General features: G+C 52.6%; 28 protein-coding genes. 22 read left to right on the forward strand and 6 right to left on the reverse strand.

Going from position 1 to position 24,842, the window contains the following annotated elements:
- Nucleotides 1-28: 28 nt before the first annotated feature.
- The 5 genes from lpxD to rnhB are packed head-to-tail and all read left to right on the forward strand — an operon-like array spanning nt 29 to nt 4,061.
- Nucleotides 29-1,084, forward strand: coding sequence for a UDP-3-O-(3-hydroxymyristoyl)glucosamine N-acyltransferase (gene lpxD, locus LG203_RS03580; RefSeq protein ID WP_230344517.1), 1,056 nt, complete (start codon nt 29-31; stop codon nt 1,082-1,084).
- Between the two features lie 9 nt (nt 1,085-1,093).
- Complete coding sequence (gene fabZ / locus LG203_RS03585; protein ID WP_013442255.1) at nt 1,094-1,555, forward strand: 3-hydroxyacyl-ACP dehydratase FabZ; 462 nt, start codon at nt 1,094-1,096, stop codon at nt 1,553-1,555.
- A 6-nt stretch (nt 1,556-1,561) separates the two neighbouring features.
- Nucleotides 1,562-2,347 (forward strand): acyl-ACP--UDP-N-acetylglucosamine O-acyltransferase, encoded by a 786-nt coding sequence (lpxA, locus tag LG203_RS03590; protein ID WP_230344518.1) that lies wholly within the window; start codon nt 1,562-1,564, stop codon nt 2,345-2,347.
- Nucleotides 2,348-2,361: 14 nt separating this feature from the next.
- Nucleotides 2,362-3,498 (forward strand): lipid-A-disaccharide synthase, encoded by a 1,137-nt coding sequence (gene lpxB / locus LG203_RS03595; RefSeq protein WP_230344519.1) that lies wholly within the window; start codon nt 2,362-2,364, stop codon nt 3,496-3,498.
- Nucleotides 3,495-4,061, forward strand: coding sequence for a ribonuclease HII (rnhB, locus tag LG203_RS03600; RefSeq protein ID WP_230344520.1), 567 nt, complete (start codon nt 3,495-3,497; stop codon nt 4,059-4,061). The genes lpxB and rnhB overlap by 4 nt, the downstream gene beginning before the upstream one ends.
- On the opposite strand, the gene LG203_RS03605 is transcribed toward rnhB, so the two are convergent.
- From LG203_RS03605 to LG203_RS03625, 5 genes are all read right to left on the reverse strand, one after another.
- Nucleotides 4,058-4,813: an SAM-dependent methyltransferase gene (locus LG203_RS03605; protein ID WP_230344521.1), complete on the reverse strand. Its 756-nt coding sequence runs from the start codon at nt 4,811-4,813 to the stop codon at nt 4,058-4,060. The two genes, rnhB and LG203_RS03605, sit on opposite strands and share 4 nt — an antisense overlap.
- Nucleotides 4,814-4,817: 4 nt before the next feature.
- Nucleotides 4,818-6,254, reverse strand: a complete 1,437-nt coding sequence (locus LG203_RS03610) for a DUF4139 domain-containing protein (protein ID WP_230344522.1) — start codon at nt 6,252-6,254, stop codon at nt 4,818-4,820.
- A gap of 26 nt (nt 6,255-6,280) precedes the next feature.
- Nucleotides 6,281-6,862, reverse strand: a complete 582-nt coding sequence (locus tag LG203_RS03615) for a Maf family nucleotide pyrophosphatase (protein ID WP_230344523.1) — start codon at nt 6,860-6,862, stop codon at nt 6,281-6,283.
- Nucleotides 6,863-6,929: 67 nt separating this feature from the next.
- The gene (oadA, locus tag LG203_RS03620; RefSeq protein WP_230344524.1) at nt 6,930-8,780 is read right to left on the reverse strand and encodes a sodium-extruding oxaloacetate decarboxylase subunit alpha; all 1,851 of its coding nucleotides are present in this window, start codon (nt 8,778-8,780) and stop codon (nt 6,930-6,932) included.
- Between the two features lie 38 nt (nt 8,781-8,818).
- Nucleotides 8,819-10,237, reverse strand: coding sequence for an acetyl-CoA carboxylase biotin carboxylase subunit (locus LG203_RS03625; RefSeq protein ID WP_230344525.1), 1,419 nt, complete (start codon nt 10,235-10,237; stop codon nt 8,819-8,821).
- Nucleotides 10,238-10,292: 55 nt separating this feature from the next.
- Between LG203_RS03625 and LG203_RS03630 the strand changes: the two genes are divergently transcribed.
- From LG203_RS03630 to LG203_RS03705, 16 genes are all read left to right on the forward strand, one after another.
- Nucleotides 10,293-10,796 carry a YceD family protein gene (locus LG203_RS03630; RefSeq protein WP_230344526.1) on the forward strand — a complete coding sequence of 168 codons (504 nt, stop codon included), beginning with the start codon at nt 10,293-10,295 and terminating at the stop codon, nt 10,794-10,796.
- 20 nt (nt 10,797-10,816) lie between these two features.
- Entirely contained in the window at nt 10,817-10,996 is a 180-nt protein-coding gene (rpmF, locus tag LG203_RS03635; protein ID WP_015830096.1) for a 50S ribosomal protein L32, read from the forward strand.
- 73 nt (nt 10,997-11,069) lie between these two features.
- On the forward strand, nt 11,070-12,128 hold the full coding sequence (gene plsX / locus LG203_RS03640) for a phosphate acyltransferase PlsX (protein WP_230344527.1): 1,059 nt from the start codon (nt 11,070-11,072) through the stop codon (nt 12,126-12,128).
- Entirely contained in the window at nt 12,125-13,078 is a 954-nt protein-coding gene (locus LG203_RS03645; protein ID WP_230344528.1) for a beta-ketoacyl-ACP synthase III, read from the forward strand. Before plsX ends, LG203_RS03645 begins: the two co-directional genes overlap by 4 nt.
- A gap of 22 nt (nt 13,079-13,100) precedes the next feature.
- A complete protein-coding gene (gene fabD, locus LG203_RS03650) occupies nt 13,101-14,030 on the forward strand; it encodes an ACP S-malonyltransferase (RefSeq protein ID WP_230344529.1) in 930 nt (309 codons plus the stop codon).
- A gap of 18 nt (nt 14,031-14,048) precedes the next feature.
- The gene (fabG, locus tag LG203_RS03655; protein WP_230344530.1) at nt 14,049-14,789 is read left to right on the forward strand and encodes a 3-oxoacyl-ACP reductase FabG; all 741 of its coding nucleotides are present in this window, start codon (nt 14,049-14,051) and stop codon (nt 14,787-14,789) included.
- A 102-nt stretch (nt 14,790-14,891) separates the two neighbouring features.
- Entirely contained in the window at nt 14,892-15,128 is a 237-nt protein-coding gene (acpP, locus tag LG203_RS03660; protein WP_013442241.1) for an acyl carrier protein, read from the forward strand.
- Between the two features lie 50 nt (nt 15,129-15,178).
- Nucleotides 15,179-16,411 carry a beta-ketoacyl-ACP synthase II gene (gene fabF / locus LG203_RS03665; RefSeq protein WP_230345025.1) on the forward strand — a complete coding sequence of 411 codons (1,233 nt, stop codon included), beginning with the start codon at nt 15,179-15,181 and terminating at the stop codon, nt 16,409-16,411.
- A 321-nt stretch (nt 16,412-16,732) separates the two neighbouring features.
- Nucleotides 16,733-17,566: an aminodeoxychorismate lyase gene (pabC, locus tag LG203_RS03670; RefSeq protein ID WP_230344531.1), complete on the forward strand. Its 834-nt coding sequence runs from the start codon at nt 16,733-16,735 to the stop codon at nt 17,564-17,566.
- A complete protein-coding gene (gene mltG, locus LG203_RS03675) occupies nt 17,553-18,557 on the forward strand; it encodes an endolytic transglycosylase MltG (RefSeq protein ID WP_230344532.1) in 1,005 nt (334 codons plus the stop codon). The genes pabC and mltG overlap by 14 nt, the downstream gene beginning before the upstream one ends.
- Nucleotides 18,547-19,152, forward strand: a complete 606-nt coding sequence (gene tmk, locus LG203_RS03680; protein WP_230344533.1) for a dTMP kinase — start codon at nt 18,547-18,549, stop codon at nt 19,150-19,152. The genes mltG and tmk overlap by 11 nt, the downstream gene beginning before the upstream one ends.
- Nucleotides 19,149-20,168, forward strand: coding sequence for a DNA polymerase III subunit delta' (holB, locus tag LG203_RS03685; RefSeq protein WP_230344534.1), 1,020 nt, complete (start codon nt 19,149-19,151; stop codon nt 20,166-20,168). Before tmk ends, holB begins: the two co-directional genes overlap by 4 nt.
- A complete protein-coding gene (locus LG203_RS03690; RefSeq protein ID WP_230344535.1) occupies nt 20,165-20,545 on the forward strand; it encodes a PilZ domain-containing protein in 381 nt (126 codons plus the stop codon). Before holB ends, LG203_RS03690 begins: the two co-directional genes overlap by 4 nt.
- Before the next feature lie 133 nt (nt 20,546-20,678).
- Nucleotides 20,679-21,455 carry a TatD family hydrolase gene (locus LG203_RS03695; RefSeq protein WP_230344536.1) on the forward strand — a complete coding sequence of 259 codons (777 nt, stop codon included), beginning with the start codon at nt 20,679-20,681 and terminating at the stop codon, nt 21,453-21,455.
- Nucleotides 21,446-22,210, forward strand: a complete 765-nt coding sequence (locus tag LG203_RS03700; RefSeq protein WP_230344537.1) for an MBL fold metallo-hydrolase — start codon at nt 21,446-21,448, stop codon at nt 22,208-22,210. The genes LG203_RS03695 and LG203_RS03700 overlap by 10 nt, the downstream gene beginning before the upstream one ends.
- A gap of 80 nt (nt 22,211-22,290) precedes the next feature.
- A complete protein-coding gene (locus tag LG203_RS03705) occupies nt 22,291-22,704 on the forward strand; it encodes a hypothetical protein (RefSeq protein ID WP_230344538.1) in 414 nt (137 codons plus the stop codon).
- A gap of 60 nt (nt 22,705-22,764) precedes the next feature.
- Here LG203_RS03705 and LG203_RS03710 read toward each other — a convergent pair whose 3' ends face one another.
- Entirely contained in the window at nt 22,765-23,682 is a 918-nt protein-coding gene (locus LG203_RS03710) for a LysR family transcriptional regulator (RefSeq protein ID WP_230344539.1), read from the reverse strand.
- Nucleotides 23,683-23,846: 164 nt separating this feature from the next.
- On the opposite strand from LG203_RS03710, the gene LG203_RS03715 reads away from it, so the two are divergent.
- The gene (locus tag LG203_RS03715; RefSeq protein WP_230344540.1) at nt 23,847-24,836 is read left to right on the forward strand and encodes an XdhC family protein; all 990 of its coding nucleotides are present in this window, start codon (nt 23,847-23,849) and stop codon (nt 24,834-24,836) included.
- Nucleotides 24,837-24,842 lie beyond the last annotated feature (6 nt).

Raw genomic sequence — 24,842 nt, forward strand, 5'->3', positions numbered from 1 at the left:
TCTGGCATTTGAAAGCGACTCTAGCCTGATGAAAGCGCAATACTCCTTAGCGGAGATCGTATCCAGGCTGGGGGGCGAGCTGGTCGGTGATGGTGACATTATCATTAGCCGTGTCGCCTCACTGGCCAATGCCCTGACTGGGCATATCAGCTTTATAACTGATTCCAAGTATCGCACTCAGCTGGCCGAAACGGCTGCGAGTGCGATTATCATCAGTGAACAGCATCGTGAATTAACGACGCTGCCGCGCATAGTTACCGATAACCCCTATGCCTATTTTGCACGCGTTTCAGATTTGCTGAACCCGCGTGTGGAGTATGTTCCCGGGATCAGTTCGAACGCCAGTGTGGCATCGGATGCTATCGTACCTGCTTCGTGCACTATCATGGATTATGCCGTGATAGCCTCGGGGGTTGAGCTGGGCGAAGGCGTCGTCATCGGGGCGGGTTGTGTTGTCGGTCGAAACGTGCATATCGGCAGTCAGACTGTACTGCAGGCCCATGTGACAATCTATGCAGACTGCCAAATTGGTGAGCGTTGCGTTATGGCGGCAGGCGTGGTCATTGGTGCTGATGGTTTTGGTTATGCCAATGACCATGGGCGCTGGGTTAAAATCCCGCAGGTTGGTAGGGTCATCATCGCGGATGACGTTGAGATTGGTGCTAATACCTCGATTGACCGGGGCGCGCTGGACGATACGATTATTGAGCAGGGGGTGAAGCTTGATAATCTGATTCAGATAGGACATAACTGCCGGATAGGCGCCCATACTGTGATTGCAGGATGTGTGGGCATTGCCGGTAGCGCAATTGTCGGCAAGCAATGCCGCATAGGGGGTGCCGCCATGATACTGGGGCATCTTGAGATTGCAGATGGAGTGACCATTTCGCCGGGTAGCATGATTACACGATCATTGCTGAAGACGGATACTTACACAGCGCTGATGCCGTTCCAGACACATGGCGATTGGCTCAAGACGGCGGCAAACATACGTCGTCTGGGCGATATGTCCGAGCGGGTAAAGCAGTTGGAAAATGAGTTGGCGCAGATCAGGGCGCAGCTGGACATAACAAATAGAAATTGAGGAAATGCCATGAATGATCAGGCTGTTACCAGCATGGATATCCATGAAATATTAGAGCACCTGCCGCACCGTTACCCGTTCTTGCTGGTCGACAAGGTATTATCACTGGAACTGGGCAAGGAAATCGTCGCCGTCAAAAACGTCAGCATGAACGAGCCATTTTTCCCCGGGCATTTTCCTTATCATCCTGTCATGCCCGGCGTTTTGATCGTTGAAGCCATGGCGCAGGCAGCTGCCATTTTGTCTTTCAAGACGATGGATACCAAACCGAATGATGAGTCTGTTTATTACTTTGCCGGCATTGATAGTGCGCGTTTCAAAAAGCCGGTATCGCCCGGTGACCAGCTTATCCTGAAAGTAAGCATAGACCGCATTCTGCGGGGCATCTGGAAATACAAAGGTCAGGCGCTGGTCGATGATGTTGTGGTGGCAGAAGCCGAAATGATGTGCATACTGAAGGCGATTGAGTAGGTCATCATGACGTCCCAGGTAAAAATTCATCCTACTGCCATTATTCATCCACATGCTGAGCTTGATAGCAGTGTCGAGGTTGGCGCTTATACCAGCATAGGGGCCGATGTACAGATTGGTGCGGACACCCGCGTTGGTAACAACGTGGTGATTGCCGGGCCAACTACCATCGGTCGCAACAATCATTTGTTTCATTTTTCCTCGCTAGGTGAGGCGCCACAAGATAAAAAGTACCGAGACGAACCCACTCGGCTTGAAATCGGCGATAACAATACTATTCGTGAATTCTGTACCCTGAATCGCGGGACCGTTCAGGATAAAGGCGTTACCCGTATTGGCAACGATAACTGGATCATGGCCTATGTACATATTGCGCATGATTGTCAGGTAGGCAATCACACGATTCTGGCTAACAACTCCTCGCTGGCTGGGCATGTCGATATGTATGACCACGCCATTCTGGGGGGCTTTACCCTGGTGCATCAATTCTGCAAAATCGGTTCGCATGTCATGACAGCGGTTGGTACGGTTGTATTCAAGGACATCCCTCCCTATGTCACAGCTGCAGGGTACGATGCCAAACCGCATGGCATTAATGCCGAAGGCCTCAAGCGACGCGGTTTTAGTGCCGATAGCATTACGCGTATCAAGCGCGCTTACAAGACGCTTTATCGTCAGGGTTTAACCTTGGAGGAAGCTAAAGAACAGCTTGCCCTGCAGCTCGCCGAGTGTCATGAGCTTGGCATTTTGCTGGACTTTTTGAATATATCTACTCGCGGCATTGTCCGTTAAGAAAGACCTGTAGCATGCCCATCATCGGCATTGTGGCCGGAGAGTCCTCCGGCGATCTTCTTGGCAGTCATTTAATTCGGGCCTTGAAAAAACATAGGCCAGATTTGCAGTTTGTCGGCATTGCAGGCCCCAAAATGCAGGCGGAAGGGGCGCGTAGCCTATTCCCCATGGAGCGCTTATCCATCCGTGGATATCTGGAGGTCTTGCGCCATCTGCCTGGTTTATTGAAACTTCGCCGGCAGCTTGCCAATGATCTTCTTGATGCTCGCCCTGCGCTTTTTATTGGCATTGATGCACCGGATTTCAACTTTGGTCTGGAGCGTAAGCTCAAGCGCCGTGGAATCCCTACCGTTCACTATGTCAGTCCATCCATTTGGGCCTGGCGCCGTGGCAAGATGTCAAAGATCAAACGCGCAGTCTCCCATATGTTGGCGCTGTTTCCCTTTGAGCCAGACTTGTATAAACAGGCGGGTGTCCCTGTCAGTTATGTCGGCCATCCTCTGGCCGATATCTTGCCCCTGGAGCCTGATCAGAAGCAGGCACGCCTGAATCTCAAGCTCAAGGCGGGACAGGTCGTGATTGCCATGTTGCCCGGTAGCCGTCAGAGTGAAGTGCGCCAGCTGGCCTCTTTGTATGTGCAGACTGCCCGAAAGATGCTGGAGCAACAGCCGGACATCCAGTTTGTTGTCCCGCTGATCACCCGTGAAACCCGCATGATTTTTGAGCAGGCCATTTACGATGAAAAGGCGGAGGAACTGCCTATCAAGATATTGTTTGGGCATGCCCATATGGCCATGGAGGCAGCGGATGCTGTCGTTGTGGCGTCAGGCACGGCGACACTGGAGGCCGCTTTGCTCAAGCGCCCCATGGTCATTACCTATCGCATGCCTTGGCTGAGCTGGCAAATATTGAAGCGCATGCTTTATCTACCGTATGTGGGGCTGCCAAATGTGCTGGCAGGCCGCTTTCTGGTTCCGGAGTTATTGCAACATAATGCGACGCCGGAAAAACTGTCTGAAGCCACACTTAAGATGGTCAACGACAAAACCCAGATGGAAGAAATAAAAGCTGAATTCACGCGTATTCATCAACTGCTGCGGCAAAATACCGAGGAAAAAGCGGCACGTGCCATCTTGGCTTGCTTGCCATGAATGAGCTGATTGTTTGTGGAGTGGATGAAGCCGGGCGAGGGCCTCTTGCTGGGGCCGTTTATGCCGCTGCCGTGATTCTGAATCCTGCCAGGCCTATTGCTGGTTTGGCTGACTCCAAAAAACTGTCGGAGAAAAAGCGGGATGCGCTGACACTGGAAATCAAGCAGCATGCGCTTGCCTGGGCAATTGCCAGCAGCACGGTGGAAGAGATCGATAGCATCAACATTCTCCAGGCCAGCTTGTTGGCAATGCGACGGGCGGTCGAGCAACTCGTCATTCAGCCACATAAGTTACTGGTGGATGGACTGCATTGTCCCCAGGTTTCGATGATGGTAGAAGCGATTGTCGATGGTGATAGCAAGGTTGAGGCGATTTCTGCGGCTTCCATTCTGGCAAAAACCGCACGCGACAAAGAACTGTACGCGCTTGATCAACAATATCCTCATTATGGATTTGCCAAGCACAAAGGCTATCCCACAGCACTGCATATGGCCATGCTGATTGAGCATGGTGTGTCGCCTGTGCACCGGCGCAGTTATGCGCCCGTCAGAAAACTCCTTTAGCGTGTAACGGCCGCCAGCAATAAGAATACCGTAGGCTGGCGGTGGATGTCGGGCAAGTCTTGCCGTTTCCATTCAGCCACGGTTTTGGTAGCAATACGTTCACTACTCAGGCTTATATTGGTGGCTACGCATAGTCTTGTTGAGCCATGGCAATGTGCCAGAATATCTTCCAGCATATGTTGGTTACGGTATGGCGTTTCGATGAATAGCTGGGTCTGCTGCCATTTCTGCGACTCTCGCTCCAGTTCTTTCAAGCGTTGAATACGCGCGGCCTTGTCGCTAGGCAAATACCCATGAAAACTAAACCGCTGACCATCGAGTCCTGATGCCATCAGGCTCATTAATATTGACGAAGGGCCTACCAGCGGCGTAACCCGAATACCTTTGCGGTGGGCAAGCTCAACTAGGCGTGCCCCCGGATCCGCAATACCCGGACATCCTGCTTCTGACATGATGCCTACATGCTGACCTTGCAATAGAGGTTTTAATAGATCCGGCAAGGCTTTTTCTTCGGTGTGCTCATTTAGGGTTAATAGCGTCAATTCGCGCACTGGCTTATCCGTTTTTATCAAGGACAAAAAACGTCGCGCGGTTTTTTCATTCTCAACCACAAATGTGCCCAGCGTTCTTGCGAGTTTCAATACCTCAGCTGGCAGCGCATTATCCAGTCGATCATCTCCCAGCGTGACAGGCAGCAGATAAAGCGTGCCGAAAGGGGATGACGTAATTGCGGCAGATGACGTTATGCTCATGAGATCAGTATTTCACCTGGGTTCGATAGGTTAATGTCGCTTGGCCTTCTGCTGGTATTTGTACCTTCCATGCATATAAATGGCTATTGAGCTTATTGCCTGGCTGGCTTTCTTTCACAATTTTCCAGTCGCCCGGTATCGGCTCCTGTACGACAACCGTAACAGCTTCTTTTTTCGCATTGCGCAGCACAATTTCGTAAGCGCTTTCTGTGGCTCTGCTCCCTTTGCCGGGGATGGGCAATTGCTTGAAGTCCGTTTGTTTCTTATCTGCATTAATGTCGAAGGCTTCGCCTAGCTTCAGCCTGACAGTTTCATTACGTGCTGTATGGTCAATATTGTCTTCACCAACAAACTGAGCGTTACCCTGGCGATCTTTTTTGTACACACGTAGCGTGCCCTTAGGCAAAGGCATGCCCAAGCGGTCTGCTTCCTTGTTATCAAATTCGATAAAGACACCAACTTTGAGTTTCTGGCCGATTTCATCCACGCTGGCACCGTAGTAATAATCCGCGCCTTTGAGCAACAGTTCTTTGCGAACCGGTACCTGGCTAGCGCTGAGAAGGGCAACTTGTTTGGATTGATTTTCAGCCAGAGTAGTGGGGCGATCCAAACTATAGAGGTGGTACTCCAACAGGGATTCTTCACTGACTGGGGCGGCGGCATCCAACGCCATTTCCGATCGCGCCATCTTCATGAGTATTGGTCTGGCTTGTGGCGCGCGATGCACATCGCCTGCTACCAGTTGCAATTTGGCATTGCGATACGTAGCGCCGCTGGTATTGTTAAGCGTGATCCAGGCTGACAGATCCAGCTTGTCCTCCGTAGCATTCAGTTCAGCGACATAGTCGGCTTTCCAGGATAAGCCACCTGTCAGGTAACTGAGTTCCACGGTTTGGTCCCCAGTCTGCTTGTTGCTGAGATGCGTAAGCAGGGTGGGGCGGTCACGCAGGTTGGCAGGCACATCGGGGTAGACAATTCGTCCGGCAATGCCGGTTTCAATGCGGTTGCCAATTTTGAGCACAGCGCCGTTATTCGCGGAGAGCACTTGTGCTTGCTCGCTGGTCTCGACACCCGTGGCAGGGTTTGTGCGAACCAGCTGAACTGTTTTTCCAACATATTTTTCCAGTAGTTTTTCTGGCGTCAGCAAGTCAAAGTCGAAATTTTGCTCAACTACGTTCAGTGTGTTGGGCGTGCTCAGGCTGCGTAAAAGGGCGGTCTCTGGACGCAACTGCGCGCTGACATCGCGCAAGGTCAATACACTGTTGCCCGTAGGCAGTCTGGTTTTTCGCTGGTCTTTGATGAGGGCAAGGTCATCATTGTAAATGGTGACAGCTACCTGGGTTTGATCCTGCAATGTACTCAGAATTTCTTCTGTATCAGCGGCCAGTACTTGGCTGGCGAACAGACTGCCCAGGCATAGAGCGAGAATACGGTTTTGCATGAAAATCTCCTTAGGGATGTGCCCGTTTAGATAATGGATAAGCCTTCGTTTTCCAGCATGGTAATGAGGCGGATCAATGGTAACCCGATCAGGGCATTCGGATCTGTGCCCTCCATGCGTGCAATGAGCGCAATACCAAGTCCCTCTGATTTTGCACTGCCCGCACAGTTGTATGGCTGCTCTTTATGCAGATAGTTTTCAATTTGGGCATCACTTAGCATTCTGAATTCGACCACGTAAGGGACCACATCAGCCTGCATGGCGCCGGTGACGGCGTTGTATAAACACAGCGCGCTGTGAAAGGTCACCTCGCGTCCGCGCATGCGTTGCAATTGCGCTACCGCATTTTCGTGGGTACCGGGCTTGCCAATTTGCAGTCCATCCAGTGTCGCTACCTGATCACATCCAATAATCAGCGCATGCGGGTATTGCTCGGCGACTTTACGGGCTTTTTCCTGGCACAGGCGTAAAGCTGTTTGTTCCGGCTGTTCATTCGATTTTGGGGATTCGTCAATATCCGGCGAGCAAGAGCTGAATGAAATATCCAGTCGCGCCAGCAATTCGCGGCGAAACGGGGAGGAAGATGCGAGAATCAATTCGGCAGACATAAGCTTTTTACCAATAAAAAAGCCGACAGATATTTAAGCTGCCGGCTTGTTATGGATGACGCTGTGGTTAAGCGGGCTGGATTTCCAGCAAGGACTCATCGGGCGTCACGCTGTCACCTTTGACAACATGAACGGCAACAACAATCCCGGATTTAGGCGCCTGGATTTCATTTTCCATTTTCATTGCCTCAATGACCAGGACGGCATCCCCAGCATTTACCTGGTCACCAGCCTTGACCTTCACTTCAACGATAGTACCCGGCATGGCGGTTGTTACACACCCCACATGGGATGGGCGAGGACGGCCAGTCGTGTTGCTTGCCGCGCTGGAGGCTTTTTTACGGCCGTTGCCATTTGTGTTGCCATCGCTGACTTCAATTTCACTGAGTGTTTCTACGACAACTTCTTCCGCCACGCCATCTACGGATACATAGAATGGGCGCTGATCTTCACCCGCATGACCGCTACCCGTCAGCTTGATGTGGAAAGTTTCTCCGTGCAGGGTGACGTTGAATTCATGAGGAGCATAGCGGGCTGCTGAGGTTGAGGCAGCTTCTTTGGTCAATAGTGCCTCTGGTTTTAGCGTCCCTGCATTACGTTCCTGAAGGAAGGTCTTGGCCAGATCAGGGAACATGGCATACGTCAGCACATCTTCCTCTGTTTTTGCCAAACCTTCGGATTCGGCGCGCAATTTATCCATTTCTGCATCCAGCAGATCAGCTGGGCGACAGGTAAGGACAGCAGCATCACCTACAGCCAAGTGCTTCACATCGGAATTGACCGTACTTGGTGCTTTACCATATTGCCCCAGCAAGTAGTTTTTCACCTCGTTGGTGATGGATTTGTAACGCGCACCGGTCATGACATTCAGTACGGCCTGGGTACCCACGATTTGGGAGGTTGGCGTGACCAGTGGAGGGAAGCCCAAATCCTCACGCACACGTGGAATTTCTGCCAATACTTCGTCCATGCGGTCGAGGGCGCCTTGCTCTTTCAGTTGATTCGACAGATTGGAAATCATGCCGCCCGGTACCTGATTGACCAGCACACGGGTATCAACACCGGTGAACGCGCTTTCGAACTGCCAGTACTTTTTGCGAACTTCACGGAAGTAAGCAGCAATTTCCTGCAGCTTGCCCAGATCAAGGCCCGTGTCATACTCGGTACCTTGCAGTGCAGCGACGATACTTTCGGTAGTGGGCAGGCTGGCGCCTTCGGCAAAAGAAGAAATGGCGCCATCTACAATCGATACGCCGTTATCAACAGCCCGCAGGATGGACATGCTTGCCAGGCCGGAAGTCGCGTGGGCGTGCAGGTGAATCGGCAAATTGGTTGCTGCGCGCAATTCCTTGACCAACTCACCAGTGATTTCAGGCGTCAGCAGGCTGGCCATATCCTTGATGGCAATGGTGTCGCAACCAAAGGAGGCCAGTTCTTTTGCCAACTCGACAAAATAAGGGATGCCATGCACCGGGCTGGTGGTATAGCTGATGGTGCCTTCGGCGTGCTTGCCTACCTTTTTGACGGCTTCGATAGAGGTGCGCAGATTGCGCAAATCATTCATCGCATCAAAAATACGGAAGACATCAACGCCGTTATCTGCGGACTTTTGCACGAACGCACGTACCACGTCGTCCGAGTAATGGCGGTAGCCAAGTAAATTCTGACCGCGCAACAACATTTGGATTGGCGTCGAGGGCAAAGCCTTGCGCAAGCTCTTCAGGCGCTCCCAAGGATCCTCCTTCAGATAACGCACACAAGCATCAAACGTTGCGCCACCCCAAGCTTCCAGTGACCAGAAGCCAATGGCATCAAGCTGTGGGCAGATGGGCAGCATGTCCTCGGTGCGCATGCGCGTTGCGATTAATGACTGGTGGCCATCGCGTAAAACTACATCAGAAACATATACTTTTGCCATATTCTTAACTTATCGCTTCACTATTAATACGGGTTCTATTAGATGCCTTCGTGCGCTGCAATGGCGGCTGAGATGGCGGCGGCGATCAATTCGCGTGGTAGTTTGGTTTCGTAATTGATCAGCTCCGGATGCGATTCAACGAAGCTGGTATCGAATTTGCCACTGCGAAAATCAGGATGATTAAGAATTTCCTGATAGTAGGGGATCGTGGTCTTTACGCCGTAAACTACCATGTCATTCAGCGAACGGCGACCACGCTCAATCACACTTTCCCAGTTGAGCGCCCACACCGTTAACTTGGCACACATGGAGTCGTAATAAGGCGGAATCACGTAACCACTGTACATCGCGGCATCCATGCGGACGCCTGGACCGCCAGGGGCATAGTAACGCGTGATTTTGCCAAAACTGGGCAAAAAGTCTTTCTTCGGATCTTCAGCATTGATGCGAAACTCCATGGCAAACCCGCGGTAGTGCACATCCTCTTGCTTGTATTGAAGTTTAAGACCATCGGCAATGCGAATCTGTTCCTGCACGATATCAATACCTGTGATGGTTTCGGTTACCGTGTGCTCTACCTGCAGGCGGGTATTCATTTCCATGAAATAAAAGCTGTTATCCGAATCGAGCAAAAACTCCACAGTGCCAGCATTCTTGTAGCCGACCGCTTTGGCAGCCTTGACTGCCAATTTGCCGATGTATTCGCGTTGCGCATTGCTTAATTGCGGCGAAGGGGCAATTTCAATCAGTTTCTGGTTGCGGCGCTGAATGGAGCAGTCGCGCTCAAACAGATGAATCACATTGCCATGGCTGTCCGCCATGATCTGGACTTCAATATGCTTTGGATTGACCACGCATTTTTCAAGGAATACTTCGGGCTTGCCAAACGCTTTGCTGGCTTCCGAAATAACGCGGTCATAGTTGCTCAGTAATTCTTTTTCGTCATTACAGCGACGAATGCCACGGCCACCGCCACCGTTGGTGGCTTTCAGCATAATGGGGTAACCAATTTTGCGTGCGAGGGCCCGAGCTTCTTCAAGGTCGGCCAGATTGCCATTACTGCCTGGCACACAGGGTATGCCTGCCTTGATCATGGCATTGCGGGCCTGAATCTTGTCGCCCATCTGGCGAATGACCTTTGCATCAGGGCCAATGAATTTGATGCCGCGGCGGGCACAGATTTCGGCTAGTTCAGGATTTTCGGACAAAAAGCCATAACCCGGATGCAAGGCGTCGCAGCCTGAAGCAACGGCCAGATTAACGATGTTGTGTGCGTTCAAATAACCTACCACCGGGTCTGAGCCAATGTTATAGGCTTCGTCGGCTTTCTTGACATGTAATGCGTGGCGGTCGGCATCAGAGTAGATGGCGACTGACTTGATTCCCATTTCTGAACATGCGCGAACGATGCGGACTGCAATTTCACCGCGATTAGCTATAAGTATTTTTTTGATCACGCTTTGAGACCTGATTTTTTGACACAGAAACATGCAAATTATATCATGCGCCCCTATGGCTGCACAGAACATCATCAATAGCATTGAGTTTGCGCGAAAAGCGCTTGAAATTCATGGTACAATTTCGGTTTCGCAATTTCCGCGCCTCCAGGATGCCTGTGCATCGGCCGATGGCGCGCTGAATTGGCGCTTGCTGGGGAATGTTAACGACGGCAAACCAACACTGCAATTGAAGGTGTCCGGGGATCTGGGTTTAACATGTCAGCGTTGTCTGGAAGCCATGTCATACAGCATCGATATTTCGACATTGTATGACCTGGTGCCTGATGAGCATGCTATTCCGTCAGAAGAAGAGGATCTCGATGACAGGGATTACCTGGTTGCTGAAACGCATATGCAAGTGTCGGAATTGATAGAGGATGAGGTGTTGCTGGCGATGCCGCTGGCACCCAAGCACGAAGAGGAAGATTGTGCCGTAAAGGGCAGTCGTCTTGAGCTGGGAAAACCTAATCCATTTGCGGTGTTACAGGGTTTGAAGTCCGGAAAACACCGGGATTAATTAGTTAACAGGAGTAGATCATGGCAGTTCAACAAAACAAGAAGTCCCCATCGAAGCGCGGTATGCACCGTTCGCACGATTTTTTGACTAACCCTCCATTGGCTGTTGAGCCAACGACGGGTGAAACTCACCTGCGTCACCACGTAAGCCCTAGCGGTTACTACCGTGGTCGTAAGGTTCTGCCTGCCAAGGGCGAGTAAGTTAGTTTCAAACAGATGCGCCGGTTCTGTTAAAGAATCGGCGCTTTGTTTTTATATAAAAGCCAATTAGTACATGGATATCACAGTTGCTGTGGATGCCATGGGCGGCGACCACGGCCCTCATGTCACCGTTCCTGCTGCGCTGCAAGCGTTGAAGCAGGATGCTGAAATCAATATCGTTCTGGTTGGATTGGCCGAGGTTATCGAGGCTGAGCTGGCTGCGCATCATGCAAAGGTCGGCCCCCGCTTGCGCATTCATCATGCAAGCGAGGTCGTCACCATGGACGAGTCCCCCCAAAGCGCGCTGAAGAATAAAAAAGATTCTTCAATGCGTGTTGCCATCAATCTGGTCAAGAGTGGAGAAGCCCACGCCTGCGTAAGCGCTGGCAATACGGGAGCCCTCATGGCGACTGCCCGTTTTGTGCTGAAAACCTTGCCAGGCATCGACAGGCCTGCTATTGCCGCAACCTTGCCGAGTCGCAAGGGCCTCACTTATATGCTGGATCTTGGCGCCAACGCTGACTGCACGCCAGAGCATCTGCTGCAGTTTGCCATTATGGGTGCCATGCTGGTGTCCTGTGTCGAGCACAAGGAAAGACCCACGGTGGGCCTGCTTAATATCGGCTCCGAGGATATCAAGGGCAATGAAGTGGTCAAGCAGGCTGGGGAGTTGCTGCGGGCGAGCCATCTGAATTTTTATGGCAATATTGAAGGCAACGACATCTACAAGGGAACGACAGACTTGGTGGTGTGTGATGGCTTTGTCGGCAATGTCGCTCTGAAAACCTCGGAAGGCCTGGCCCAGATGATGGGTAGTTTTCTTGGACAGGAATTCAAGCGCAACTGGCTGACCAAAATCATGGCCTTGGCGGCCATGCCTGTCCTGAAGGCATTCCGCAAACGGCTGGACCATCGTCGCTATAATGGCGCCAGTTTCCTGGGCCTGCGCGGCATTGTGGTGAAGAGCCACGGTGGTGCGGACACGTTTGCCTTTCTGCACGCCATCAATGTGGCAAGTGAAGAATCCCGTAGTGGCGTATTGAAGCGCATTACAGAACAGCTGGAAATAGAACATATCAAGCCAGCATCAGCGTCACAGCTAGCCGCTGAGACTACGAAAGAATTAGCATGACATATTCCCGTATCGCCGGAACTGGCAGTTATCTGCCCGAGCGCATACTGACTAATGCAGAACTTGAGCGCATGGTCGACACCAGTGATGAGTGGATCGTGACGCGCACTGGCATACGCCAGCGCCACATTGCTGCTGAAGACCAGTTTACCAGTGACCTGGCTTACCAAGCCGCATTGCGTGCCATCGAAGCTGCCGGTATTACCCATGAAGAAATCGATCTGCTGATTGTGGCAACCACGACACCGGATCGTGTGTTCCCGAGCACGGCCTGTCTGGTGCAGGCTCGTCTTGGGCTCGGGCCTTGCCCGGCATTTGATATTCAAGCCGTTTGTAGCGGATTTGTTTATGCCCTAGCGACAGCAGATAACTTTATCAAGTCGGGGGCCGCGAAAACAGCGTTGGTGATTGGTGCAGAAACCATGTCGCGCATTACCGACTGGACTGATCGCAGCAATTGCATTTTATGGGGTGACGGCGCAGGCGCCGTTATTCTCCAGGCTTCTGACGAGATGGGTATCCTGTCTACCCATCTGCATGCTGATGGCCAACATGCTCGATTGCTGAATGTGCCGACGGGTGTTTCTCAAAAAGAAGGCAGCAAGACCATCCACATGGAAGGTAATGCGGTTTTCAAAATGGCGGTCAATACCTTGGATGCCATCGTGGATGAAACATTGGAAGCCAACGGGCTGCAAAAGGCTGATGTTGACTGGCTGGTGCCGCACCAGGCAAATATCCGTATTCTCCAGTCCACTGCCAAAAAGCTCGGTATGGGCATGGAAAAGGTTGTTGTTACCGTTGATCGCCATGGCAATACTTCTGCCGCTTCCATTCCCCTGGCACTTGACGTGGCAGTGCGGGATGGGCGAATCAAGCGTGGCGAAACCCTTCTGATGGAAGCCTTTGGTGGTGGATTCACCTGGGGTTCGGTATTGATGAAGTTCTAAAAAATAACTCACAGAGATAGATATGACATTTGCATTTTTCTTCCCTGGTCAAGGTTCCCAATCCGTCGGCATGATGCAAGGCTTTGATGGTCTGGCCGTAATACGCGATACCTTTGTAGAGGCTTCCGATATTCTGGGGGAAGACTTCTGGAAAATGGCGGCTGAGCCAAATGACTTGCTCAATCAGACGGCGCACACTCAGCCGTTGATGCTGACGGCCGGGGTGGCCACATGGCGTGCCTGGCAGGTTCAGCATGGTCAAGCGCCTGCCATCATGGCTGGCCATAGTCTTGGCGAATATACGGCCTTGGTTGCTGCCGATGCACTCAGTTTTGATGCGGCATTGCCATTAGTACGTTATCGCGCCGAGATGATGCAAAAAGCGGTTGCAGAAGGCGTGGGTGCGATGGCCGCAGTTCTGGGCTTGAGTGATGAGGATGTGCGTGCGGCTTGTTCCGAAGCGGCCCAAGACCAGGTCGTTGAAGCGGTTAATCTCAATTCTCCAGGTCAGGTTGTGATCGCTGGTCACCGTGCGGCTGTAGAGCGCGCCATGGAGTCAGCCAAAGCCAAGGGCGCCAAACGCGCGATTCTTCTGCCGGTCAGCGTGCCATCCCATTGCGCTTTGATGCAGCCAGCAGCTGCTGAGCTGAAGAATTACCTGCAAGATGTCGCCATTAGCCCATCCCGTATTCCCGTCATCCACAATGCGGATGTTGAGTCGCATGACGATGTGGCCAAAATCAAGGATGCCTTGGTTCGTCAGTTATATAGCCCGGTTCGCTGGGTGGAAACCGTCCAGAAGATCAGCCAACAGGGCATCGGACAGAGTGCCGAGTGTGGACCAGGCAAAGTTCTTGCTGGCTTGGCCAAGCGTATTGTTCCCGAGTTGGCATGTGTTGCACTGATCAGCCAGACCGCGATTGACGAAGCTCAATCTCAATTTAAATCATAATTTATTCAGGAGTCGCAGATGCTTCAGGATCAAATCGCGCTAGTCACTGGCGCTAGCCGTGGTATCGGTGCTGCCATTGCCCAGGCCTTGGGCCGCAATGGGGCCGTTGTTATTGGAACCGCTACCAGTGAAGCTGGTGCTGAGCAAATCACCCAAGCGCTGCAAGCAGCAGGCATTAAAGGGCAGGGGTTGGCGCTGGATGTGAATAACACCGAACAAATCGATGCGGTGATTGACCAGATTGCCAAGTCTTATGGCGACATTGGCATTCTTGTGAATAATGCTGGCATTACTCGCGATACCTTATTGATGCGTATGAAGGAAGATGACTGGGATGCTGTTATCTCCACCAATCTTTCTTCCGTATATCGTCTCTCGCAAGCGGTGATGCGCCCGATGATGAAGGCTCGTCAAGGTCGCATCATCAGTATTTCATCTATCGTGGGACACACTGGCAATGCCGGTCAAGTGAACTATGCTGCCGCCAAAGCTGGCGTCAGTGGCTTTACCAAATCACTGGCCGCCGAGCTCGGTAGTCGTGGCGTTACCGTCAATTGTGTTGCTCCGGGCTTCATCGATACCGACATGACACGTGAACTCCCCGAAAAAGTGCGGGATGATTTGCTGGCCAAGATTCCCTTGGGCAAGCTGGGCCATGTGGATGATATTGCGGCGGCGGTTGTGTTTTTAGCTTCTCCATCAGCGGCTTATATTACGGGCGAAACCTTGCACGTGAATGGTGGCATGTACATGGCGTGATCGCCAGGTTTTTTGTATCAAGCAGTTTTTTGAATTCCTCGGGACTTTTGCTAGAATAGCCCGAGCTTTTGTAAGCAACATAAACTTGAAAGGGGTATTTAGATGTCTGACATCGAACAACGCGTTAAAAAGATCGTTTCTGAGCAATTGGGTGCAAATGAAGCTGATGTAAAGAATGAGTCTTCCTTTGTAGATGACCTGGGTGCTGATTCGCTCGACACCGTTGAACTCGTGATGGCACTTGAAGAAGAATTTGATTGTGAAATTCCTGATGAAGAAGCAGAGAAGATCACAACCGTTCAGCAAGCGATTGACTACGTCAGCGCCAACCTCAAGTAATTTCCCCCATCCATTCTTAATTTCTGGAGTTGCTTTTGTCCAAGCACAATCTGCAGAAGCGCAGAGTTGTCGTGACTGGCCTGGGCGTCGTATCACCGGTTGGTGTCGGTGTTCAGGCGTCCTGGTCTGATCTACTGGCCGGGAAATCCGGCATCACCAGAATCACCAAGTTCGATCCTAGCCCCTTCGCCTCGCAAATTGCAGGCGAGGTCAAAGGATTCGATGTCTCCCAGTACTTGCCTGCCAAGGAAGCTCGCCGTATGGATACCTTTATCCAGTACGGCATGGCAGCGGGTATTGAGGCAGTGCGTGATTCGGGTATTGAAGTGACTGAAGAAAATGCCGAACGTATCGGCGTTTCGATTGGTTCCGGTATCGGCGGCTTGCAGCTTATTGAAGAGACGGATGAGACGTTCCACGCATCCGGTCCAAGAAAAATTTCGCCGTTCTTTATTCCCGGCACCATTATCAACATGATTTCCGGCAATCTGTCCATCATGTACGGCTTTAAGGGCCCGAATGTGGCGATTGTGACGGCCTGTACCACAGGCACGCACTCTATCGGTGATGCTGCCCGCATGATCGAATACGGTGATGCAGATGTCATGATTGCAGGTGGTGCAGAAGCGGCCATTACGCAACTGGGCGTAGGTGGTTTTGCCGCTGCCCGCGCATTGTCTACGCGCAATGACGACCCTGCGACGGCTAGCCGTCCATGGGATCGTGATCGTGATGGCTTCGTCATCGGCGAAGGCGCTGGCGTCATGGTGCTGGAAGAGTACGAATCTGCCAAGAAACGCGGCGCCAAGATCTATGCGGAGTTGGTAGGCTACGGAATGAGTGCCGATGCGTATCATATGACTGCGCCAAATATGGATGGTCCGCGTCGTTCCATGCGTAATGCATTGAATAATGCTGGCGTAAACCCGGATCAGGTGCAATTCATTAACGCACACGGTACCTCTACTCCGCTGGGTGATACCAACGAAACCAATGCGATCAAAGCCGCATTTGGTGACCATGCAAAGAGTCTGGTGGTGAACTCCACCAAGTCGATGACAGGTCACTTGCTGGGCGGGGCGGGCGGTCTGGAGTCGGTATTTACGGTTCTTTCCATCCATCATCAGGTATCGCCTCCCACCATCAATATATTCAATCAGGATCCTGAATGTGATCTCGATTATTGCGCCAATGAGGCGCGTGATCTGAAGATTGATGTTGCGCTGAAAAACAACTTCGGCTTCGGTGGTACCAACGGCTCCCTGGTGTTTGCCAAAATCTGATCTCACGATCAGTCTTGTATTATGCTCAAAACTGTGCATGGCCTTGATGGTTATGCACAGTTTTGTTGCATTTGACAGGTCGATGACACAACGCAATACTTGAGATCGCTTTATTTTTTCAAGTTATTGATTTTTATCACAAAATTATTTTGTGCTCTTTTTGAGGCAAAATCAAAAAATCCAATGCCTAGCAGGACTTAGCGGCATTATCCAGCAATCTTCCACAAATCTATCCACAGCTTTTGTGGATGCAAGACTCCTTTGTAATGACGTCAACATGCTTTAGGATAACGGTGTTTTTAACGAGCACATGAGCGCCCGATGACGTATCCCTTGCCGGCATTGGTAAATGGTCGGCCCGACGCATTGATATCGCCTGCAGAGCGCGGTCTGGCTTATGGCGATGGCGTATTTCGGACCTTGCCCGTTATTCAGGGCAAGCCCCAGGTATGGCCTTTGCATTACGCCAAGCTGAATGGGGACTGCTGCCGATTAAGCCTGGCTTGCCCGTCCGCTGCTGCGTTGCTGGAGGATATTCAGCAACTTTATGCAGATCAGGGAACGGGTGTTGCGAAAATCATCATCACGCGTGGGGCAGGGGGGCGAGGCTATGCCATCAGCCCCGAGGTGCAATCCACCCGCATCGTCATGCGAACAGCCATGCCCGATTACCCGTCGCAGTATGGACAAACCGGAGTTCATTTGACGCTATGCAACTTGCGCTTGGCCCACCAGCCAAGACTGGCTGGCATCAAGCATCTCAATCGGCTGGAAAATGTACTGGCGCGCATGGAATGGCAGGATCCGGATATCTTTGATGGACTATTGCTCGATCAACAGGGATCTGTGATTGAAGGCACCATGTCCAACATTCTGCTTCGATTTGATGCCCGCTTGCTGACGCCAGATTTAAAGAACTGTGGTGTGGAAGGCGTTACGCGCGATCGCATTTTGAAGCTGGCGCCGGCCCTTGGTCTGCAAGCAGATATATCAGATATATCGCTGGATCAACTCATGCAGGCGGACGAGGTTATTCTTTGCAACAGCCTGTTTGGAGCATGGCAAGTGGCCAGCTTTAATGGAAAAACCTGGCAGTCTCAGCCGCTGGCGGAGCAGTTACGCAATTTATTGCAGGAACAACATGAAATTGATTAGGAATTTACTGCTACTGGCAAGTCTGGTGTTGCTGGTGGCAGGCGCATGGCTGTACTTCTACAGTACGACCCCGCTGGAGGCGCGCACGACGACAGAGGATGTGTCGTTAAAGGCTGGCAGCAGCTTACGCAGCGTTGGCCAGCAGCTGGTTCAGCAGGGTGTGTTGCCGGAGCCTTGGAGTTTTGAAGTATTGGTGCGCCTGTTTGGCAAGGCCAGCGAGATTAAGGCAGGAAATTATCAGATCGCGGCGGGTACCACGCCTTATCAATTGCTGGTTACCCTGACGAATGGCAATACCACACAGGCCAGCATCACCTTTATTGAGGGATGGACCTTTCAGCAAATGCGGGCCGCGCTGAATACGCATGAGTCAGTACGCCACATGACCATGGCATTTACCGACCAGCAGATATTGGCCGAGGTCGGAGCCACCGAAGAAATGGCTGAAGGTTTATTCTTTCCGGATACCTATTACTTCACGCCGCAATCAAGTGATAAGGATATCCTGAAGCGTGCTTACACTACCATGCAGCAAAAGCTTGCAGCAGCCTGGGTTGGACGAGATGCTGGTTTGCCTTACGCAAGCCCATATCAGGCCTTGATCATGGCTTCCATTATTGAAAAAGAAACCGGACGCGCCAGTGAGCGGCCGCAGATCGCGGGCGTGTTTCTCAACCGCCTGCGCCTTGGCATGCGATTGCAAACCGACCCGACCGTGATTTATGGGGTAGGAGAACGGTTTGACGGCAATCTGCGCAAAAAAGACCTGCTCATGGATACCCCATACAACACCTATACACGTGCAGGTCTGCCACCAACGCCTATTGCCATGCCTGGGCTGGGCGCGATTGAAGCCGCGTTACACCCCATGAAAACGCGCGCGTTGTATTTCGTCGGCAAGGGGGATGGCAGCCATGCCTTTTCCTCCACCTTGGCGGAACACAACCGTGCAGTCGTGCAGTATCAATTGAGGCCTAATCGTGCGCGGTAAATTCATCACACTCGAAGGCATGGATGGTGCGGGAAAGAGCACACACATTCCGGATATCCTGGCGCAATTGCAGGCGCGTGGCGTGGAGGTGGTGTCCACTCGCGAGCCGGGCGGTACAGTTCTTGGCGAGCAGCTTCGTGAAGTGCTGCTACATACCCCCATGGCGGCCGAAACCGAAAGTCTGCTCATGTTTGCAGCGCGTCAGGAGCATCTATCCACGGTGATTCTACCAGCGCTGGAACGCGGCGCTTATGTCTTGTCCGATCGCTTTACCGATGCCTCGTTTGCTTATCAGCATGGTGGCAGAGGGCTGGCCGCCGAACGCATTGCCCAGCTTGAGCAATGGGTGCAACAAGGGCTACAGCCTGACTTGACCTTGCTGTTTGATGTGCCGGTAGAGGTCAGTGTGCAAAGGCTGGCTGCTGCTCGTACGCCGGATAAGTTTGAACGCGAATCTGCTGATTTTTTTCGGCGCATTCGTACTGCCTATCTGGCGCGTGCGCAGCAGTTTCCTGCGCGTTTCCGCATTATTGATTCCAATCAGCCGCTGGATCAGGTAAAACTGGCTGTCAGTGCTGCACTGCGTGAACTATGAGCCAGGAGTCCATGATTTTTCCTTGGCAGCACGCTGTATGGGCAGGCTTGATCGCCCAGAAGAAAACCTTGCCACATGCCATGCTGCTGAGAGGTCCTGCAGGCATAGGCAAACTTCAGTTCGCGCAAGCGCTGAGCAAGGCCTTGTTGTGTCAACAGCCAAAAGCGGATGGGCATGCCTGTGGCGTTTGTGCCAGTTGCGGTTGGTTTGCCCAAGGCAGTCACCCTGATTTTCGCCTGCTGGCGCCTGAGCAGGATCAAACCGATGAGGATGCGCCAGCACCTGCCAAGACCACCGCCAAAAAAACACAGATATCTGTTGCTCAGGTGCGCGAGCTGGGTGGATTCCTCGAGTTATCCAGCCATCATAACGATGGTGTGCGCATCGCGCTGATATGTCCGGCGGAGGGCCTGAATGTGGCTTCTGCCAATGCCCTACTTAAAATGCTGGAAGAGCCGCCACCCGGCGTGATTTTCCTGTTGGTGGCCCATCAGCCGCAACGCTTGTTACCGACCATCACCAGCCGTTGCCGCAAAGTGGATATGCCGGTGCCGGACATGCAAGGGGCATTAGCCTGGCTCAGCGAGCAGGGCGTGGAGCAGGCGGAGCTCAGGCTGGCCTATGCCGGTGGTTCCCCCATGGCCGCACGCGACCAGGCGGAAAGCAAGCCGCTGGAGCTGATACTAGGGCAACTGGCTCGCGGGGCTGGTGCCGATGCTCATTCGCTGGCGACCATGCTCAATGCCCTCGGGATGGCGGAAGCCATGCGTGTGCTGCAAAAGTGGCTTTATGACTTGCTTGCCTGCCGGTTTGCCGTGCAGGCCCGATACCACCTCTTGCACAATGCCGCTTTGCAAGCCTTGGCCAAAAGCGTAGACTTGGCTCAAATGCTTGAATTACAGCGTAAACTTGACGATGCTTACCGCAGTGCGACGCATCCATTGAACAACGAACTGCAACTGGAAAGCCTGATGTTGCAGTATGTGCAGTTATTTTCCGTCAAAACCAGAACATGAGTACTAGCGCGCTTCCCAATGAACCCTTGATAAGCCCCCCAGCCAAGCCGGGAGTATTGTCACTGGCCATCAAGGAAAAGGCAGCGCTCTACGCTTCGTATATGCCGTTCATCAAGGGTGGCGGGTTGTTCATTCCTACCAATAAACCTTATCGCATAGGCGATGAAGTTTTCATGCTGCTCAGCCTGCTGGATGATCCTGTCAAGCTGAAAGTCGTGGGCCATGTTGTGTGGATTACGCCGGTGACGCAAGGCAGCCGCCCGCAGGGTATTGGTGTCCGCTTCAGTGAAAAAGATGGCGGGGTCGAGGTCAAGAACAAGATCGAAGGCTTGCTGGGTGGCGCCATGAAGTCCCCGCGGCCGACTTACACCATGTAGCGATACCCCAGATCCCAATGGGTATCGAATGCTGCTTCCCATGCGTTCGATGTTAAGTTGTCGCTATTCAAGTTACTGTTTTACTACATATTGTCGTTAACCCGGTTTGCTGCCGTTATTGTGAATACTCTCCATGCTTGTCGATTCCCACTGCCATATCAATTTTCCTGACCTTGCCAGCAATATGCCTGCATTGCGTGCGGCCATGGCTGAAAATGCGGTTGGCCATGCCCTGTGCGTTTCCGTTACCTTGAAAGATTTTCCCGCGGTGCTGGCGGTCGCCGAAGCCCATGACAATATCTTCGCCTCGGTGGGGGTGCACCCGGACTATGAAGACGAGCCGTTTTTCACGGCAGATGATCTTGTCAGGCTGGCGCAACATCCCAAGGTGATTGCCATTGGCGAGACCGGACTGGATTACTTTCGCCTCACCGGCGATCTTGATTGGCAGCGTGAACGCTTCCGTACTCATATCCGTGCGGCCATTGCAGCGGACAGGCCGTTGATCATTCATACGCGGTCTGCGGCTGAAGACACCATACGCATCATGCGGGAAGAAGGCGCTGAGCGGATTGGCGGCGTCATGCATTGCTTTACGGAAAGCCTGGAAGTGGCAGAGCAGGCCATGGCACTGGGCTTTTACATTTCCTTCTCCGGCATCGTGACGTTCAAGAATGCTGGCGCGCTGAAAGAAGTTGCGCGGCAGATTCCGCTTGATCGTGTGCTGGTAGAGACCGATTCCCCTTACCTCGCGCCTATCCCGTTTCGTGGCAAAACCAATCAACCTGCCTATGTAAAGCATGTGGCAGAGGAGGTGGCACGTCTGCGAGGCATCTCGCTGGAGGCGTTATCCGAAGCCACCACCCGCAATTTTTTCACATTATTCAGGCAGGCGCGTCCATGCAGCTAACCATGCTGGGCGTAGGCTCCAGCGCCGGCACGCCGGTGGTGGGCTGCCAGTGTGCAACCTGCTGCTCGAGTGATACGCGCAACAAGCGCACACGCTGTTCTTCGGCCATTACCTTTCCGGATGGTGAAGTGGTGCTGATTGATACAGGGCCGGACCTGCGTTTCCAAGCGCTACGCGAAGGCCTGAATCGCGTGGATGCGGTACTGTATACCCATACGCATGCTGATCACCTGCACGGTATTGATGATCTGCGGGCGTTCTGCCAGATACAACGGCAGCAGATTCCCTTGTATGGCAAGGCAGATGCCTTGGCCCATATTGCCGACAAGTTTGGCTATACCATCCGTGAGCCGAGCGACTTCTGGGATTTACCCGTGCTGGGGCTGAATGAGATAAAGGCGCCGTTTGAATTGTTTGGCAAGACCGTCACCCCGATACCAGTCAAACATGGCCATAGCGATATTCTGGGTTTTCGCATCGGTAACCTGGCTTACCTGACCGATGTATCCGAAATTCCCGAGGCTTCACTTGCATTGTTGCAAGGCCTGGATTTTCTGTTGCTGGATTGCCTGCGCTACAAGCCGCACTACACGCATATCAACCTGGAACAAAGCCTCGAATATGCTGCCCGAATTGCCGCAGGCAACACCTATCTGATCCACATGACGCATGAGATGGAATATGCGGCGGTGACTTCACTGCTGCCGCCCAAGGTGCATGTCGGCTATGACGGATTGCAATTACATTTTGAATGAGCACGAAGTGAAACTATCCTGCTGCATGTGCTGCCTAAAAGTGCGATAATCGCCCCCTCAAACGTGTATCGGAACTCACTATGCAACTGAATACCATGCAATTGACCAAGACTTTTTCTGCTTCTGTGCTGCTGGCGGCCGTATTTGCCGTGACTGCATTGCCTGCCATGGCTGCCGACACCGCTCCTGCCAAGGCTACGGCTGCAAAAAAAGGCAATTATTCAGAAACCGATTTCTTGCGTGCATTCAGCGGCAAGTCGCGTCAGGTCGTCACCGAGCGCCTGGGCAAGCCTGTGAAAAAAGAACAATCTGTTATGCCATCCAATGCAGCTGGCGTTGTGGGTAAACAGCTCGATACCTCCAAGCCAGTCAATGTGGAAATGTGGTACTACAACAATCTGGTCGAATATTCTCCTAAAAAGACCTACAAGGTGACCGAGCTGACTTTCGTGAATGACCGTTGCATGAACATCGCTTTCTTCAACAATCGTTGATTTTTGCATGTCCAGTAAAAAGGCTGCCCTTGGCAGCCTTTTTTATTATCCAGGAGTGCATTACAGCATTGTTGGCATCACGGATTCCTTGGCCATCTGCTCTGCCAGGTAATCAAACACAATGCGCACGCGGGGAGCGACCGGGCCGCGTTGTGGACGGTAGACATACAGGGTCCAGGGTTCCACGGTGTAATCTTCCAGTAGCGGGACCAGACGCCCCTCGCGTACATGCGGAATCGCCATGCAACTCCCGATTTGCCCGATACCAATCCCATCCAGCACGGCCTGCATTTCCAGCTGGGAATCATTGGTGAGCAACACCTGGTTATTGATCTGCAACTGCTGGCTTCGCGCAAACATCCATGGCCATGCCCGGCCACTGCTGGGAGCGATGAGTCCCGTGGTCGGCATATTGAGCAAATCCTGCGGCGTTAATGGTTTGCCTATGCGCTTGATCAGTGCAGGGGACGCCACACTCCAAAACGCCACCCGGCTTGCTGCTTTGGCAATAAAGCCGTTGTCTTTCAGCGTGGCGCCCACCCGGATGCCAATGTCGATCTGCTCGTCAATGACGTCCGCAATATTGTCCGACAGGCGTATATCAAACTGAATGCCGGGATAAGAGGTGGAGAGGTCACGCAGCAGGGGGAGCAGAAAGGTGCGCCCTATGCCCATGGGTACCGTGATGCGCACCAGCCCACCGAATTCGCTGGGCTTGCTGCCCGCACCCGGCGTGAAGAGATTATCGACATCCGCCAAGGCTTTCCGGGCTTCAAGGGCAAAACCGCGGCCAAACTCGGTGATGCGGATTTGCCGCGTATTGCGGTGAAACAACAGCTCACCCAGGGCGTATTCCAGATCCTTGATCGCGCGCGTCACGGCTTGCGGCGAGATACCCAGTCTAAGGGCGGCTTCCTTGAAACTGTTGGCATCTGCCGCCGCGCAAAATATCCGCATCATTTCCAGTTTGTTCGTCATGCATGCATTCCTGATGGTAATGCTTTGTATTATTCCACAATCTGGAATTCTAAAATCATGACTATGTCATTTATCTGGAAGTCTTAAGCGGGCATAATGAAATTCTTACACGCAAGTTTCATGTACCTCTTGTCTTCACACCTATGCCATTAGCGGGGAGCGCCATGGATAGCGTCGATTTTTCAGTATTCACCACGGCCCTTGAGTGGGCGCGAAAAAAGCAGCCATTGTGGCTCATGACCGTGGTTGAAACCTTTGGCTCCAGCCCAAGGCCCATAGGAGCCATGCTGGTTTTACGTGTGGATGGCCTGATGGTGGGCTCGGTTTCTGGCGGCTGTATCGAAGACGATCTCGCCGATAAAGCGCGCCTCGGCCAACTGCCGCAGCACAAAGCCGAACTACTCACCTATGGCGTCACCACGGAAGAAGCGCGTCGCTTTGGTTTGCCGTGCGGTGGTGTGCTCAAGGTGCTTGCCGAGCCTATACATGATCATCGCTGGTTACAGCAAATCCTGAGCCTTGTTGCGGAGCATCGCCTGGTATCCCGCACCTTGGTGCTGGAAACGCTGAATGTGGTGGTGAACGATGCGACTCCTGACAACAGACTGCAGCTCAGTGCTACCCACTTGACTACAGTTCATGGCCCCCGTTGGCGCATGTTGATCATTGGCGCCGGGCAAACCTCGGTCTATCTCGCCCAGATGGCACAAGCGCTGGATTACGAAGTGATCGTCTGTGATCCCCGCGAAGAATTCAGGCAGACATGGTCGGTCCCCGGCACCCACATCATCGGTGATATGCCGGACGATGCCATTTTGTCGCAGCAGGTTGATAGCCGCACAGCGGTCATCGCGCTGACCCACGATCCCAAACTGGATGACATGGCCTTACTGGAAGCATTGAAGTCGCCAGCGTTTTATGTGGGGGCACTGGGTTCGCATCGTACCAACCAGCACCGCCGCGAACGCCTGGCCATGTTTGACCTCACGCCTGAGGAAATTGATCGCCTGCATGGCCCGGTGGGCCTCAGTATTGGCAGCCGCACACCACCGGAGATTGCGGTGGCGATCGTGGCCCACCTGGTGTCCATACGCAATCACCCCCAATTCAATGCCGCCTCGTTTCAACAAACTGAGTTCAAGCAGCATGCCTGACATCGG

This window comes from Methylovorus mays (assembly GCF_020531915.1).
GTDB lineage: Bacteria > Pseudomonadota > Gammaproteobacteria > Burkholderiales > Methylophilaceae > Methylovorus > Methylovorus mays.

Coding starts and splice junctions, on each gene's coding strand:
- LG203_RS03645 (WP_230344528.1), top strand. CDS start 12,125: ATGACATATTCCCGTATCGCCGGAACTGGCAGTTATCTGCCCGAGCGC.
- fabD (WP_230344529.1), top strand. CDS start 13,101: ATGACATTTGCATTTTTCTTCCCTGGTCAAGGTTCCCAATCCGTCGGC.
- LG203_RS03615 (WP_230344523.1), bottom strand. CDS start 6,862: ATGTCTGCCGAATTGATTCTCGCATCTTCCTCCCCGTTTCGCCGCGAA.
- LG203_RS03690 (WP_230344535.1), top strand. CDS start 20,165: ATGAGTACTAGCGCGCTTCCCAATGAACCCTTGATAAGCCCCCCAGCC.
- fabG (WP_230344530.1), top strand. CDS start 14,049: ATGCTTCAGGATCAAATCGCGCTAGTCACTGGCGCTAGCCGTGGTATC.
- pabC (WP_230344531.1), top strand. CDS start 16,733: ATGACGTATCCCTTGCCGGCATTGGTAAATGGTCGGCCCGACGCATTG.
- lpxD (WP_230344517.1), top strand. CDS start 29: ATGAAAGCGCAATACTCCTTAGCGGAGATCGTATCCAGGCTGGGGGGC.
- plsX (WP_230344527.1), top strand. CDS start 11,070: ATGGATATCACAGTTGCTGTGGATGCCATGGGCGGCGACCACGGCCCT.
- holB (WP_230344534.1), top strand. CDS start 19,149: ATGAGCCAGGAGTCCATGATTTTTCCTTGGCAGCACGCTGTATGGGCA.
- LG203_RS03695 (WP_230344536.1), top strand. CDS start 20,679: ATGCTTGTCGATTCCCACTGCCATATCAATTTTCCTGACCTTGCCAGC.
- lpxA (WP_230344518.1), top strand. CDS start 1,562: ATGACGTCCCAGGTAAAAATTCATCCTACTGCCATTATTCATCCACAT.
- LG203_RS03715 (WP_230344540.1), top strand. CDS start 23,847: ATGGATAGCGTCGATTTTTCAGTATTCACCACGGCCCTTGAGTGGGCG.
- oadA (WP_230344524.1), bottom strand. CDS start 8,780: ATGGCAAAAGTATATGTTTCTGATGTAGTTTTACGCGATGGCCACCAG.
- LG203_RS03605 (WP_230344521.1), bottom strand. CDS start 4,813: ATGAGCATAACGTCATCTGCCGCAATTACGTCATCCCCTTTCGGCACG.
- LG203_RS03710 (WP_230344539.1), bottom strand. CDS start 23,682: ATGACGAACAAACTGGAAATGATGCGGATATTTTGCGCGGCGGCAGAT.
- fabZ (WP_013442255.1), top strand. CDS start 1,094: ATGAATGATCAGGCTGTTACCAGCATGGATATCCATGAAATATTAGAG.
- lpxB (WP_230344519.1), top strand. CDS start 2,362: ATGCCCATCATCGGCATTGTGGCCGGAGAGTCCTCCGGCGATCTTCTT.
- LG203_RS03700 (WP_230344537.1), top strand. CDS start 21,446: ATGCAGCTAACCATGCTGGGCGTAGGCTCCAGCGCCGGCACGCCGGTG.
- LG203_RS03630 (WP_230344526.1), top strand. CDS start 10,293: ATGGCTGCACAGAACATCATCAATAGCATTGAGTTTGCGCGAAAAGCG.
- acpP (WP_013442241.1), top strand. CDS start 14,892: ATGTCTGACATCGAACAACGCGTTAAAAAGATCGTTTCTGAGCAATTG.
- rnhB (WP_230344520.1), top strand. CDS start 3,495: ATGAATGAGCTGATTGTTTGTGGAGTGGATGAAGCCGGGCGAGGGCCT.
- rpmF (WP_015830096.1), top strand. CDS start 10,817: ATGGCAGTTCAACAAAACAAGAAGTCCCCATCGAAGCGCGGTATGCAC.
- LG203_RS03705 (WP_230344538.1), top strand. CDS start 22,291: ATGCAACTGAATACCATGCAATTGACCAAGACTTTTTCTGCTTCTGTG.
- mltG (WP_230344532.1), top strand. CDS start 17,553: ATGAAATTGATTAGGAATTTACTGCTACTGGCAAGTCTGGTGTTGCTG.
- LG203_RS03610 (WP_230344522.1), bottom strand. CDS start 6,254: ATGCAAAACCGTATTCTCGCTCTATGCCTGGGCAGTCTGTTCGCCAGC.